This is a genomic window from Sinorhizobium sp. NFACC03 (assembly GCF_900103435.1).
In the GTDB taxonomy this organism is placed as follows: Bacteria; Pseudomonadota; Alphaproteobacteria; order Rhizobiales; family Rhizobiaceae; genus Ensifer.
The window spans coordinates 438,902-451,243 of sequence record NZ_FMXF01000001.1; the positions used below are offsets into that span (position 1 = coordinate 438,902).

Sequence of the window (12,342 nt, forward strand, 5' to 3'; positions counted from 1 at the left end):
CATGCTCGATCGCCTTTCAAGGAACAGGAAATGACATCGTCGAAAGACCCGCTGCTCCAGCCCTATCGCCTCAAGCATCTGACGCTCAAGAACCGGATCATGTCGACGGCGCATGAGCCGGCCTATTCCGAAGACGGCATGCCGAAGGATCGCTACCGGCTTTATCACCTGGAAAAGGCCAAGGGCGGCATGGCGCTGACGATGACCGCGGGCTCGGCGATCGTGTCTGAGGATTCGCCGCCGGCCTTCGGCAATCTCTACGCCTATTCGGACGAGATCGTGCCGTGGCTGAAGAAGATCGCCGACGACTGTCATGAGCATGATTGCGCGGTGATGATCCAGCTTACCCATCTCGGGCGCCGCACCGGCTGGAACAAGGGTGACTGGCTGCCAGTTCTCTCCGCATCGCCGGTGCGTGAAGCCGCGCACCGCTCCTTTCCCAAGGAGATCGAGGACTGGGATATCGAGCGTATCGTCGGCGACTATGCGGCGGCCGCCGCGCGCATGCAGGCCGCCGGCCTCGACGGCATCGAGCTCGAGGCCTACGGCCACCTGATGGATGGCTTCTGGTCACCGGCGACGAACCATCGTGACGACGATTTCGGCGGCTCGCTCGACAACCGGCTGCGGTTCACCAACATGGTGCTCGACGCAATCCGCGCCTCCGTCGGCGCGGATTTCATCGTCGGCATCCGCATGGTCTCAGACGAGGATTGGGACAAGGGGCTCTCAAAGGAGGAGGGCATCGAAATCGCCCGGCGGCTGGCGGGTTCCGGCAGGGTCGACTTCCTCAACATCATTCGAGGCCATATCGATCATGACGCGCCGTTGACCAAGGTCATTCCGATACAGGGCATGGCCGCATCGCCGCATCTCGATTTCGCCGGCGAGGTGAGGGCGGCGACGAAGTTTCCGGTCTTTCATGCCGCGCGCATCGCCGATGTCGCGACCGCCCGCCACGCGATTGCCGAAGGCAAGCTCGACATGGTCGGCATGACCCGCGCCCATATCGCCGACCCGCATATCGTCCGGAAGATCGAAGAGGGCAGGGAGGCGGAAATCCGTCCCTGCGTTGGCGCGACCTACTGTCTCGACCGTATCTATGAAGGCGGCGGGGCGCTCTGTATCCACAATGCGGCCACCGGGCGCGAGGCGATCGTGCCGCACGTCATCCGGAAGAGCGAAGGGCCGAAACGCAAGGCGGTCGTCGTCGGCGCCGGTCCGGCTGGGCTCGAAGCTGCCCGGGTGCTTGCCGAGCGCGGCCACCAGGTCGAGGTGCTGGAGGCGACGGGAGCAGCCGGCGGCCAGATATTGCTGGCGCAGCGCAATCCGCGGCGCCGCGAACTGATCGGCATCATCGACTGGCGGCTGGCCGAGCTGGAGCGGTTGGGCGTTCCAATCCACTACAACGTCTTTGCCGGGGTGGACGACATAGAGGAACGTGCCCCTGATCTCGTCGTGGTGGCGACCGGCGGTATTGCGCAAAATCCTGCGCTCGATGCGGGCGACAACCTCGTCGTGTCGAGCTGGGATATCATAGCCGGAGCTGTGAAGCCGGAAGGCCCGGTGCTGCTCTACGACGACAACGGTGCCCATAGCGGCATGACGGCTGCCGAACTGATCGCGCGTGCCGGCGTCGAGCTCGAGATCGTTTCGCCCGAGCGCATGTTCGCGCCGGAGATCGGTGGCATGAACCATGTGCCCTATGCGGCCGCCTTCGCCGAAAAGAATGTGCGGGTGACGATCAACACGCGGCTCAGATCCGTTCGGCGCGACGGCAATGGGCTGATTGCAACGCTGGGGTCGGACTTCTCTGAGAAAGCCGTCGTCGAACGGCGCGTGGCCCAGGTCGTGGTCGAGCACGGTACGTTGCCGATGGATGAGCTCTATCGTGAACTGAAGCCGCTGTCGCGCAATCTGGGCGCGGTCGATTACAAGGCCCTGCTTCGCGGCGAGAACCCGATCCCGCAGCGAAACCCCGCGGCCGGCTTCGACATGTTCCGGATCGGCGACGCCGTGTCCAGTCGCAACATCCATGCGGGCATCTATGACGCCCTTCGGTATGGAGTGCTCGTCTGAGCAAAGCCCGTTTGAACAAGGAAAGAGCGGCGATGGGTACCGCCGCTCTCTGTAGTTGCACTGAAGACAGCCTGATACTGATTACTGCTGCGGCTGAGCCGGTGCCGTGCCCGTCGAAGAGGTCGTCGAGGTGTCAACCGGCTGGTTGGCGTTCTGCTCGGCCACCTGCTGCGCCTTTGTCTTGAACTCCGGAGCCGCCTTCAGCGTGTCGGCGGTTTCCGTCGTTGTCAGCTTCAATGCGTCCGTATTGGGCTGTTCGGCGATCGCGATGCGATCAAACGGGACCGCAACATTCTTTTCGCCCAGACCCAGGAAGCCACCGACGCCGATCACGGCCGCCTCGACGGCACCATCCTTCTTGATGATCAGGTCGTTGATCTCACCGATGCTCTCGTCACCGGCATTGTAGACGGTCTGGCCCATATAGGTGCTGGCTGCAATCTGGTCGCTCGCCTGCTCGGTCAGATAGGTGGCATCCGACTTCGCGACGTCGGCAGGTGCTTCACCTGCGGCCGGAGGCGTCGTCGTCTGAGCCTCGTTAGCCGGAGCTTCCGTGGTCGGTGCCGGCTGCATGGTCTGCGTCTGGTCGGGCTGAGGCTGCGTCGTATCCTGGGTGTAAGCTACCGGGGCGACAGCAAGACCCGCGAAGAGCGCGCCAGCCGCGACGGTTGTTACGAGTTTCTTAGTCATGTCAAACTGCCTTTCCTTGACGTTTCAGATCAAGGTACGGGCCTGGCTGCTGTCGCCAGATCCACCGCACCGGTGATATGACGTCAACGCCTAAGCGCCCAAACGGTTCCGGAAAAAACAGTCAAAATCTCAATGGGTAAGGCCGCACTTGCGTTCATCCCCGATGTCCTTTGGAACTTAGCGGGAGATTACCGGCCAATTTTTCACGGGAATCGTCTTTATATTCTGAACTCAGGTATTTTAGAGGTTTATAATGGTCTTCTATTCGTTGACGGATTCTTGATTGTTCTTGCAGATACTTCCCTGAACACAGGATATAGAACGCAGAGGTGCTTCGTCCTGTCATCCTGGACGACATCACCATGTTTCTGCCGCGGCGCTTTCTTTCGGTCTCCCTCCTGTCTGTCCTGGCGATGGCCGCTCTCGTTTCCATCGAGCGCAACCTTTTCGGCGCTCGCTATTTTTCCGAGCGTGCGCCTCAGGTTCAGCCCTATAACCTCTGGCATGCCTGGGTCGCGCTCAGCCTGTCGCTCGCCGCGGTTCAGGGGTTCACCCGCGATGTCTCCAGGCTCGGAGAGCCGGTGCTCCGGCTGGCCTCGCGTCGCGAGCTGTGGATCTGCGTGGCGACATGGACGCTTGCGACGCTCATGGCACTGGTCTTCGCGATCGATCCGAACGTCTTCAGTGTCCTGGCGCGCGAGGACGGCCTGGTCGAGTGGTCGTCCGCCCTGCTGATCTTCATCGTCAGCGGGTTCCTTGCCGCAGCGGCCACAGGCCAGCTTCGTGCAGCCCTCGCCGGGGGAGAGCGGCTTGCGTGGATCGCCGCAAGCGCCGCGGCGCTTCTGAGCGCCGGCTTCTTCGTGATTGGCATGGAGGAGATATCCTGGATGCAGCGCATCTTCGGCATCTCAACGCCGGAAGGGCTCCTGGCCGTCAACAAGCAGCAGGAGTTGAACCTGCACAACATTTCAACCGGCTTTTCCGAGTTGCTCTACTACACCGGCAGTTTCGTGCTGCTGACGCTTGCGCCCTTCATTTGGCTCCACCTTCGCAAGGGCGTGAGCCTTGGCCGGCTCGACGCCTTCGCGCCGGGCGTGCTCGTGCTGGTGGCAAGTGCGCCTATGGCCGCCTTCAACAGCGACAACTGGAGCATGCTGCCGACGCAGATGATGGTGATGATGACCGTGATCATGCTGCTGGTGATTGCGGATATCGCGTTGAAGGCGGGTCACTGGCGGGAGTTCATCGTGCTGACGATCGGCGCCGTCCTGATTGTTGCCATCCAGGAGCTGTTTATCCTGCAGGCTTCACTGCTCGTTCGGCTCTGGGACCCGACCGAATACAAGGAGTTCTTCATTGCCCTTGGTCTGGCGCTTTACGGCGTTCAGATCTGGTCGCGTCTGCGTTCGCCCGTCACGGCATCGGCTGCAACACGCCCCTTCAATTCGCATCCGCTCGCCGGATAAAAATACCCCGCCGGAGTGGCGGGGTATCTGAACACTTCGCGAATTACCGTTGCGACGCGTCGTCGTCAGTGGCTTTCGCGCAGAACCTCGCTGCCGCTGCCGCCGACGAGGAAATCCAGGTCTGCGCCCTTGTCGGCCTGCAGCACCGTATCCTGGTAGAGCTTGTAGTAGCCGCGCGTCCATTTCTGCGGCGGCGCCTGCCAAGCAGCCATGCGCGTCGCAAACTCTTCCTCGCTGATCATCAGGTTGAGTTCGCCCTTCATCGCGTCGAGGCGGATACGATCGCCGGTTTTGACGATGGCGAGCGGCCCGCCGGCATTCGATTCCGGGCTGACATGCAAGACCACGGTGCCGAAGGCGGTGCCGGACATGCGGGCATCCGAAACGCGCACCATATCGCGCACGCCTTTTTCCACCAGCCGCCGCGGGATCGGCATGTTGCCGACCTCGGCCATGCCCGGATAGCCCTTGGGCCCGCAGCCCTTGAGCACGAGAATGGTGTCCTCGGTCACCGGCAGATCAGGATCGTCGATCTTCGCCTTCAGTTCCTCGATCGTTTCGAAGACATAGGCCGGGCCCTCGTGTACGAGCAGATGCTCGCTCGCAGCCGACGGCTTGATGACAGCACCGTTCGGCGCAAGGTTGCCCTTGAGCACGCGGATGCCGGCGGCCGCCCTGAGCGGATTATCGAGGGGACGGATGACGTCGTCGTTGTAGACCTCGGCATCTTCCCAATACTTGCTGATCGGCACGCCGAAGACCGTCGGCGCATCGGCATGCAGCAGATGCTGGATGCGGTTCATCACGGCCGGCAGGCCGCCGGCATAGGCGAGATCTTCGATCAGATACTTGCCCGACGGCATGCAGTTGACGATGCACGGAACCTGGCTGCCGACCCGGTCGAAATCCTCGAGACAGAGATCGACGCCGGCGCGCCCGGCAATCGCCAGCATGTGGACGACCGCATTGGTCGAACCGCCGACGGCGGCATTGGCGATGATGCCGTTTTCGAAGTTCTTCTTGGTCAGCACCTTCGACAGGCGCAGGTCCTCATGCACCATCTCGACGATGCGCTTGCCGGTCATGTGCGACAGCGCCATGCGGCGGGCGTCGACGGCCGGAAGCGCCGCATTGGTCGGCAACGACAGGCCCATCGCCTCGACGATCGAGGCCATGGTGGTGGCCGTGCCCATCGTCATGCACACGCCCGGCGACCGCGACATGCCGCTTTCGGCCGCCATGAATTCCTGCAGGCTCATTTCGCCGGCGCGCACGGCCTCGGAGAACTTCCAGACATCCGTGCCGGAGCCGATGTCCTTGCCCTTCCATTTGCCGTTGAGCATCGGTCCGGAGGAGACGACGATGGTCGGCAGGTCGACGGAGGCCGCACCCATCAGCTGGCCTGGCGTCGTCTTGTCGCAGCCGCCAAGCAGAACCACGCCGTCGATGCCATAGGCGCGGATCGCCTCTTCGACGTCCATCGCGAGCAGGTTGCGGAAGAGCATCGCGGTCGGGCGCATCTGCGTCTCGCCGAGCGAGGAGACCGGGAACTCGACCGGGAAGCCGCCGGCTTCCCAGACGCCACGCTTCACCCCTTCGGCAAGGATGCGAAGGTGGCTGTTGCAGGGCGTCAGTTCCGACCAGGTGTTGCATATACCGATGATCGGACGGCCGTCGAAAACGTGGTCCGGAAATCCCTGGTTCTTCATCCAGGAGCGATGGATAAATCCATCCTTGTCGGTGCCGCCGTACCAGTGACGGCTGCGCAGTTCTTTCTTCTTGTCGCTCATGCGAGCTTCCTCCTCACCATGCGATGAAACGCGTGGCCGAATTGTATGACTTTTTATTGGCGCTTCGCCAAGAGGTTAGTCGCGCTTCCGCTCAGAGGCGGAACGATGGTTCAAACCGGCCCTTGACGCTGATGCCGAGATCGAAGGTCTTGCCGGCATGCGGATCGGCCGCGCGCGCTGCATCGTCCAGGTCTTGCCAGGCGGATGTCACCAGCATGCGGTCGGCCTTCGCCCCGATGAAGGCTGTGCAGCTCGGCTGCGTTGCCGGCATCGCGTAGCGCGCGATCCGTGCACCGTCGGGCCTGTAGACGTCGACCGTGCCGCTGCCCCAGCGGGCATTCCATATCAGACCATCGGCATCGCACACGGAGCCGTCGATGCCACCGGCTTCGCCACTGCTGTCGACAAGCAGGGTGGGCTCGCCCTTCGGCAGCCCGGTCTCGGCATCGATATCGACGCGCATCAGGTGGTTGATGTCGGTGTCGACGAAGTAGGCGATCGTCCCATCCGGCGAAAAGCAGATGCTGTTGGGAATGGTGATCCTGTCGTAGAGCTTCGTCACCTTCGTGCCGGCGACGTGATAGATCGCGCCGGCGCCCTTCTCGGCGCTGCGGCCCATGGTGCCGATCCACAACGAACCGGAAGCGTGCACGCGGCCGTCGTTTGAGCGATTGCCGGGCTTGTCCTCAAGCGTGGTCAGGAGGCTGAAGGTGCCTGTCTGCGTATCCCTGAGGAAAAGCCCCTGATCGGAGGCAATCAGTTGCCGGGATGGATCGATGACGGCAAGCACGCTGCCGAGGAATGGCAGGTTATGTACAGCCTTGCGGCCGGTTTCGAGATGTAGCTCATGCAGTTCCTGGCCCTTGATGTTGAACCACCAGGCGGTGCCGCTGACGGGGTCATAGGTCGGGCCTTCCCCGAGAATCGAGGTCGCTTCGCAAAGGATGCTGCCGGAAAAAGGAATGGTATCGCTCATCAGCGTGCTCCGTAGACGGCGTCATAGGCCTTGATCGTTGCGACGGCGCGTTCGCGGACTTCGGCGCTGCTCATGCCCGGCTTGTAGAGGCTCGAGCCGAGGCCGAAGCTGCGAATGCCGGCCTTGGCGTAGTCGCCGAAGTTGGCATCGGAAACGCCACCGACGGCGGCAATTTCGAGGTCGGGCGGCAGGATCGCGCGGATCGCGGTAATGCCCGATGGCCCGAGCACGCTCGCCGGGAAGAACTTGAGGCCGGTCGCGCCCGCTGCCGCGGCTGAAAGCGCCTCGGTCGGAGTGAGCACGCCGGGCATGGTAACCATGCCCTTCTGTGCCGCAAGCGAAATCACCGCCGGTTCGACGTTCGGGCTGACCATCAATTGGCCCCCGACATCGGCAAGCTGCTCCACCTGTGCCGTCGTCAGCACCGTGCCGGCGCCGATCAGGCAATTTTCCGGTGCCATTTTCACCGCCGTCTCGATCGAGCGGAACGGATCGGGGGAGTTCAGCGGGATCTCGATCGCAGTGAAGCCGGTTTCGATCAGCGCCCCGACGACGCCTTCGGTCTCCTCGGGCTTGAGGCCGCGCAGGATCGCGATCAGCGGGTACTTCATCGGCGGGAAGGGAATGCGGGTCATGAGCTTGTCTTTCGTTCAGAGAGGCCAGATCGCCTGGGCGGCGGTCGAAAGGCCGGCGCGGACTGCCGTGTCGGCGTCGACGACCCGAAGCGGGCGGTCGAGGCTTTCAAGCGCGGCTTGATAAAGTGTACCGAGTGAACCGGAGGCCACGAGGCAGATGCTGTCGATCGTCTTGGCTGACGCCAGCGCGCCGGCGATCTCAAGGCCGATCAACGTGCCCGACAACAAGGCCTTGGCGTCGGTCGCACTGGCGCCGTGCAGCAATTGTCCGGCGCGCGCGCCGAAGACCAAGCTGGTCCCCAAGGCGGGATTGGTGCGTGCCTCGGCTACCGCCGCCGCGAAGGCAGGGTGATCGCCGGAAAACGCATGGGCATCTGCGATCGAGTGGCTGAGGATCGAGTGCTTCGAAATCACGTCGAACAGTTCGCCGGTCATGAAAGTGGAAAAGCCGCTAACGGCGCCGTCTTCGAGGCGAACCCATTTGCTGTGCGTGCCCGGCATGCAGACGAGGTGTCGGCCGCGGCCGAGTTCGCCGGCAGCGCCGAGCAATTGCGTCTCCTCGCCGCGCATGACGTCCGGGTGCCGCATGTCGCGTTGCGCGAGACCCGGCAGGATGCGGATGTCACGATCGCGATCCGGCACCGCAACCGCATGGGAAGCGATGTCGGCAAGGGCCGCGGGGGTATCAATATAGCCGGCCTCGACCCAGCCCTGCTTGGCGCCGGCCATGCCGCAGATGATCGCCGGCAGGTGGCTCGGCGCGTCGACGGCAGCGAGGTGGCGTTCCAGGATCGTGTGGAAACCGGCCTTGCTGGCGGTCGTCATGCCTTCGCCGCTGCGGCGTTCGGCAAGCACCGAGCCATCCTCGCCGATGATCCACAGTCGGAAACTCGTCGTTCCCCAGTCGACTGCCGCATAATAGGCTGCCGTCATCACAGTGCGCCTCCATCGATGATCATTGTTTGCGCCGTCATGCCCGCGGAGCAGTCCGACGCGAGGTAAAGGCAGGGCCCGACGAGATCGTCGGCGGTTAGGCTGCGTTTCAGGCACTGCCTTTCCTGCATCTTGGCGATCGCCATGTCGTCCAGCCACAGCCGCTTCTGCCGTTCGGTGACGATCATGCCGGGCAGGATTGCATTGACGCGGATATTGTCGGGCCCGAGCCTGCCGGCGAGCGATTTGGTCAGACCGACGATGCCGGCCTTCGCCGTGGCATAGGCTGGAATCTCGCCCATGTTGAGCAGAAAGGCGATCGAGGAGAAATTGACGATCGAGCCGCCGCCCGCTTGCCGCATGTGTGGCACGATCGACTGGCTCATGAAGAAGAGGTGCCTGAGATTGACCGCCTGGCTTTCGTCCCAGATCTCCTCAGTCACGGCTTCCAATGCCTGGCGATCATCGCGCGCCGCATTGTTGACGAGCACATGGATCGCACCGAGCGATGCCGCCGCCGCTTCCGCCGTATGACGCACCGCTTCGATCTCGCGCAGGTCGCCGGGGATGAAATGCGGCTTGTAGCCCGTCTGATCGTCAAGCCGTTCGACGAGCTCGGCACTTGCCCGCTCGTCGATATCGGCGAAGGCGACCCGCGCGCCCTGGCGCACGAAGCCCTCGACCAGGGCAGCGCCGATGCCCGAGCCGCCGCCGGTTACCAGCACGCAGCGGTCGCGCAAATCGTGAAATTGTGCCTTGGGCGCCGGCATGTCCCGCATTCCCTCGTAAAACCGTTCTAAGGCTATGATTTGTTCCATTATTTGGAACTTGATTTTAGTATGTGGAATTATCGTGTCGAAGCGTCTATCTTGTCAAGATCAGGCGCGCGACGGCGACGTCACTTGAAGACAAGCGAACGACGATGACAAACGACATGATGGTGGCGGACGAGGGGCGAGGGGAGGCCGGTACCGGCACGCTCGGCAAGGCGATTGCCGTGCTGGAAGCGGTGGTCACGGCGGACGGCCCGCAGCGCTTTACCGATATTCTTGCCCGATCCGGCCAGCCACGCGGCACATTGCACCGGTTGCTCAGCCACCTCGTCGAGGAAGGGCTGCTCATTCAGCGCCGGGATCTCTCCTATGAGCCCGGCCTTCGGCTGCTGACGCTTGCCTATCGTTCCTGGTCGGCCAACCGCTTTCGCGACGTTGCCGAACCGCACCTGCAGCGCCTGCACGAATTGACCGGCGAGACCGTGCATCTCGGCATCCTGCGCGAAACGGAGATCGTCTATGTCGACAAGGTCGAGAGCCGTCAGACAGTGCGCATGAGCTCGCAGATCGGCAAGGCCTCGCCAGCCTATTGCACCGGCATCGGCAAGGCAGCGTTGTCCTTGCTGGCGCAGCCGGTGCTGAAGAATGTGCTGGCGAGAACGGCGTTTCACCCTTTCACTTCGCGCACGCATCGTTCGGCGGCGACGCTGCTGGCGGAAGTCGAAGAGATCAGGCGCGACGGCCATGCCTTCGATCGCGAGGAGCATGAAGCCGAGATTCGTTGCGTGGCTGCACCCATTGCTATCCCCGGTAGCGAGCTTGCGGCGGGGATATCGGTGACGGGGCCGGCCTACAGGGTGAGCATGGAGCAACTGGTGGCTTGGGCGGCACCTGTGCGCGAAGCGGCTCGGGCGATTGCCGAGGAGGCCGCGATCCGGCTTGGGCCCGGACGTGGTGGACCTTGAATTCACTTTACGGTAAATTAGAAACATCGACTGGACGCGGCGCGTCAAGCTCGGTAGCTTTAATATATCAGACTCAGGTTCGTGGATGGTCTTAGTCTGGTTTGGTTTTGGTATTTGTAGAATTTTTGACGTGGACTTCATGCGGCGTCAGCGGCCGGCCTTTCTTTGGCGCCGGATGTGGAGAAGGGCGGAAGATGATCGATTTCAGCGCGAATTTGTCGTCGTTGACGCTTCCTGATGGGCGGAGCATCAGGGGGCCGATCTGTTGCGAAGAAGACTTTCGGCGAGTGATCGCCCAGGTAGCGGATGCCTATGGCTTCCGCGGCTTTCTGGTTCTTGCGGTTCCGGAGACGGGCTGCAGCAGCCTGACGGCCAACGCACTTATGACCAATTATCCGACCGCGTTCTTGCAGGGGTATGACAGCGCGGGCCTGATTAGTGGCAGCCCGGTGATCCAGCGCCTGCGCCGCAGCACCATTCCCTTCACCTATGACGCGCATCAGCTGGCGCGCCGTCGGTCCGACGGCAAGGGCGATGCGGCCATTTGTGTCTTCGAACAGGCGAACATGCCGCGCGGCCTCTATCTGCCGGTACATGATGCGAGCGGCCATCGCGCGGCCATCGCCTTTGGCGGTGATCGTTCCGTCGTCTCGAACGACGAGTTGCAGGAGCTCAATCTGTGGGCGGGCCTGCTCTATAGCAAGTACATGGAAGTTCGCGACCGCGATCGGCGCGGGCCGGGCAGTCTTTCGCGCCGCGAAGTGGAGTGCCTGCGCTGGGCGGCTGCCGGCAAGACTACCAGTGAGATGGCGAAAATCCTGGCGCTGTCCGAGTATACGGTCAACCATTACCTCAACCGTGCGACGCGCAAGCTGGACTCGGTCAACCGCGTCCAGACCGTCGCCAAGGCCATGCGCGCCGGTCTCATCAATTGAGATCGGTGCCGGCCGCGCCTGAAGCGAACGGCACGGTCTGCGCTTCGCGAGAGAAATACACAGACTTTTGGGCCGAGGAGGCAGGGAATCTCGATCATCTGTTGGCATTGGCAGGCCGCTCGGTCTATTTGATACTTGATGAATGCCATGGAACGCGCGAATGCAGGATACGATGACGACCGGGATGACTGACGCAGATCTGCCCCGGGGCGGTGATTTCGCGTCCGAGATCGCAAAGCTTGAGACCCAGTTCGATATCATCCGCTATATGCGGCGGATTACGCAGGTCTTCGGCTTCAAGACCTTTCTGATCTGCTCGATCCCCTCGATCGACGTGGAGCGGCTGGCCGCGAGCACGGTCATCTCCAATATGCCGGCGGAACTGCTGAACAAATATGACAGCCTGTCGATGCTGCGCTTCAGCACCGGCGTGCGCCGCCTGCGCGAGACGACGACGCCGTTCCAGGTGACGCTGGACGCCTGGGAAGGCGAGGGCGGCAAGCCGGAGACGGCGGCCGAGTACATCGCGATGCTGCGCGAGAACGGTATCTTCCAGGCAAGCTATTTCCCTGTTCACGACGCCGAGGGTGGCCGCGGCGCGGTCATTCTCATGGGCCCGCTGGTCGAATTGCCGATGACGGTGACCATGGAACTGCAGATGATTGCGATCCATGTCTACAATCGCCTCGCCGAGATCGGCTCTGTGTGGAAGAGCAGCGGCGCGGCGCTTTCGGAGCGCGAGGTCCAGTGCCTGAGCTGGACGGCGGCCGGAAAGACCAGTGCCGAGATCGCAGGCATCCTCGGCCTCTCCGAACATACGGTCAATCACTACCTCAATCACGTGACCAAGAAGCTCGACGCCGTGAACCGCACCCAAGCGGTCGTAAAGGCGATGAAGAAGGGCTACATCAGCTAGCCCTCCCGGCGTCGAAGGCCGTTTTCCTCTTCTCGCGTGCCCTCCGTCCGTTGCGATCACGAAGGCTGCCGCCCGCGTTCCTATGCCGCTGAGATCACCCACCGCCGCAGCCGAATTGCTCCATCCTTGGACGATTTGCAGAGAGGTGCTCAGAATCTGGGCAGATGCTTTGGCCGCATCAGGC

General features: G+C 62.6%; 11 protein-coding genes. 5 read left to right on the top strand and 6 right to left on the bottom strand.

Annotated elements, in window-relative coordinates:
- Window positions 1–30: 30 nt before the first annotated feature.
- Entirely contained in the window at window positions 31–2,079 is a 2,049-nt protein-coding gene (locus BLU35_RS02130; RefSeq protein ID WP_093232034.1) for an NADH:flavin oxidoreductase, read from the top strand.
- 81 nt (window positions 2,080–2,160) lie between these two features.
- Here BLU35_RS02130 and BLU35_RS02135 read toward each other — a convergent pair whose 3' ends face one another.
- Entirely contained in the window at window positions 2,161–2,769 is a 609-nt protein-coding gene (locus tag BLU35_RS02135; protein ID WP_058320429.1) for a PRC-barrel domain-containing protein, read from the bottom strand.
- 329 nt (window positions 2,770–3,098) lie between these two features.
- Between BLU35_RS02135 and BLU35_RS02140 the strand changes: the two genes are divergently transcribed.
- Window positions 3,099–4,235 (top strand): hypothetical protein, encoded by a 1,137-nt coding sequence (locus tag BLU35_RS02140; RefSeq protein ID WP_058325448.1) that lies wholly within the window; start codon window positions 3,099–3,101, stop codon window positions 4,233–4,235.
- Window positions 4,236–4,300: 65 nt separating this feature from the next.
- Here BLU35_RS02140 and BLU35_RS02145 read toward each other — a convergent pair whose 3' ends face one another.
- From BLU35_RS02145 to BLU35_RS02165, 5 genes are all read right to left on the bottom strand, one after another.
- A complete protein-coding gene (locus tag BLU35_RS02145; protein ID WP_058320427.1) occupies window positions 4,301–6,025 on the bottom strand; it encodes an IlvD/Edd family dehydratase in 1,725 nt (574 codons plus the stop codon).
- Between the two features lie 91 nt (window positions 6,026–6,116).
- Window positions 6,117–7,001, bottom strand: a complete 885-nt coding sequence (locus BLU35_RS02150; RefSeq protein WP_093232035.1) for an SMP-30/gluconolactonase/LRE family protein — start codon at window positions 6,999–7,001, stop codon at window positions 6,117–6,119.
- Window positions 7,001–7,636 (bottom strand): 2-dehydro-3-deoxy-6-phosphogalactonate aldolase, encoded by a 636-nt coding sequence (locus BLU35_RS02155; RefSeq protein WP_093232036.1) that lies wholly within the window; start codon window positions 7,634–7,636, stop codon window positions 7,001–7,003. Before BLU35_RS02155 ends, BLU35_RS02150 begins: the two co-directional genes overlap by 1 nt.
- 15 nt (window positions 7,637–7,651) lie before the next feature.
- Window positions 7,652–8,569, bottom strand: coding sequence for a 2-dehydro-3-deoxygalactonokinase (locus tag BLU35_RS02160; protein ID WP_057250831.1), 918 nt, complete (start codon window positions 8,567–8,569; stop codon window positions 7,652–7,654).
- On the bottom strand, window positions 8,569–9,339 hold the full coding sequence (locus BLU35_RS02165) for an SDR family NAD(P)-dependent oxidoreductase (protein ID WP_093232316.1): 771 nt from the start codon (window positions 9,337–9,339) through the stop codon (window positions 8,569–8,571). The genes BLU35_RS02160 and BLU35_RS02165 overlap by 1 nt, the downstream gene beginning before the upstream one ends.
- 152 nt (window positions 9,340–9,491) lie before the next feature.
- Between BLU35_RS02165 and BLU35_RS02170 the strand changes: the two genes are divergently transcribed.
- The 3 genes from BLU35_RS02170 to BLU35_RS02180 all read left to right on the top strand — a co-directional run bounded on the left by BLU35_RS02170 (window position 9,492) and on the right by BLU35_RS02180 (window position 12,158).
- Complete coding sequence (locus tag BLU35_RS02170; protein ID WP_176907110.1) at window positions 9,492–10,307, top strand: IclR family transcriptional regulator; 816 nt, start codon at window positions 9,492–9,494, stop codon at window positions 10,305–10,307.
- A gap of 194 nt (window positions 10,308–10,501) precedes the next feature.
- A complete protein-coding gene (locus BLU35_RS02175; protein WP_057250829.1) occupies window positions 10,502–11,242 on the top strand; it encodes a LuxR family transcriptional regulator in 741 nt (246 codons plus the stop codon).
- A 142-nt stretch (window positions 11,243–11,384) separates the two neighbouring features.
- Window positions 11,385–12,158 carry a LuxR family transcriptional regulator gene (locus tag BLU35_RS02180; RefSeq protein ID WP_143032881.1) on the top strand — a complete coding sequence of 258 codons (774 nt, stop codon included), beginning with the start codon at window positions 11,385–11,387 and terminating at the stop codon, window positions 12,156–12,158.
- The last annotated feature ends 184 nt before the right edge of the window (window positions 12,159–12,342 follow it).

What these genes read in the sequence shown, in the direction of transcription:
- BLU35_RS02170 (WP_176907110.1), top strand. Translation starts at nt 9,492, where the DNA reads ATGACAAACGACATGATGGTGGCGGACGAGGGGCGAGGGGAGGCCGGT.
- BLU35_RS02135 (WP_058320429.1), bottom strand. Translation starts at nt 2,769, where the DNA reads ATGACTAAGAAACTCGTAACAACCGTCGCGGCTGGCGCGCTCTTCGCG.
- BLU35_RS02165 (WP_093232316.1), bottom strand. Translation starts at nt 9,339, where the DNA reads ATGCCGGCGCCCAAGGCACAATTTCACGATTTGCGCGACCGCTGCGTG.
- BLU35_RS02180 (WP_143032881.1), top strand. Translation starts at nt 11,385, where the DNA reads ATGCCATGGAACGCGCGAATGCAGGATACGATGACGACCGGGATGACT.
- BLU35_RS02150 (WP_093232035.1), bottom strand. Translation starts at nt 7,001, where the DNA reads ATGAGCGATACCATTCCTTTTTCCGGCAGCATCCTTTGCGAAGCGACC.
- BLU35_RS02160 (WP_057250831.1), bottom strand. Translation starts at nt 8,569, where the DNA reads ATGACGGCAGCCTATTATGCGGCAGTCGACTGGGGAACGACGAGTTTC.
- BLU35_RS02145 (WP_058320427.1), bottom strand. Translation starts at nt 6,025, where the DNA reads ATGAGCGACAAGAAGAAAGAACTGCGCAGCCGTCACTGGTACGGCGGC.
- BLU35_RS02155 (WP_093232036.1), bottom strand. Translation starts at nt 7,636, where the DNA reads ATGACCCGCATTCCCTTCCCGCCGATGAAGTACCCGCTGATCGCGATC.
- BLU35_RS02175 (WP_057250829.1), top strand. Translation starts at nt 10,502, where the DNA reads ATGATCGATTTCAGCGCGAATTTGTCGTCGTTGACGCTTCCTGATGGG.
- BLU35_RS02130 (WP_093232034.1), top strand. Translation starts at nt 31, where the DNA reads ATGACATCGTCGAAAGACCCGCTGCTCCAGCCCTATCGCCTCAAGCAT.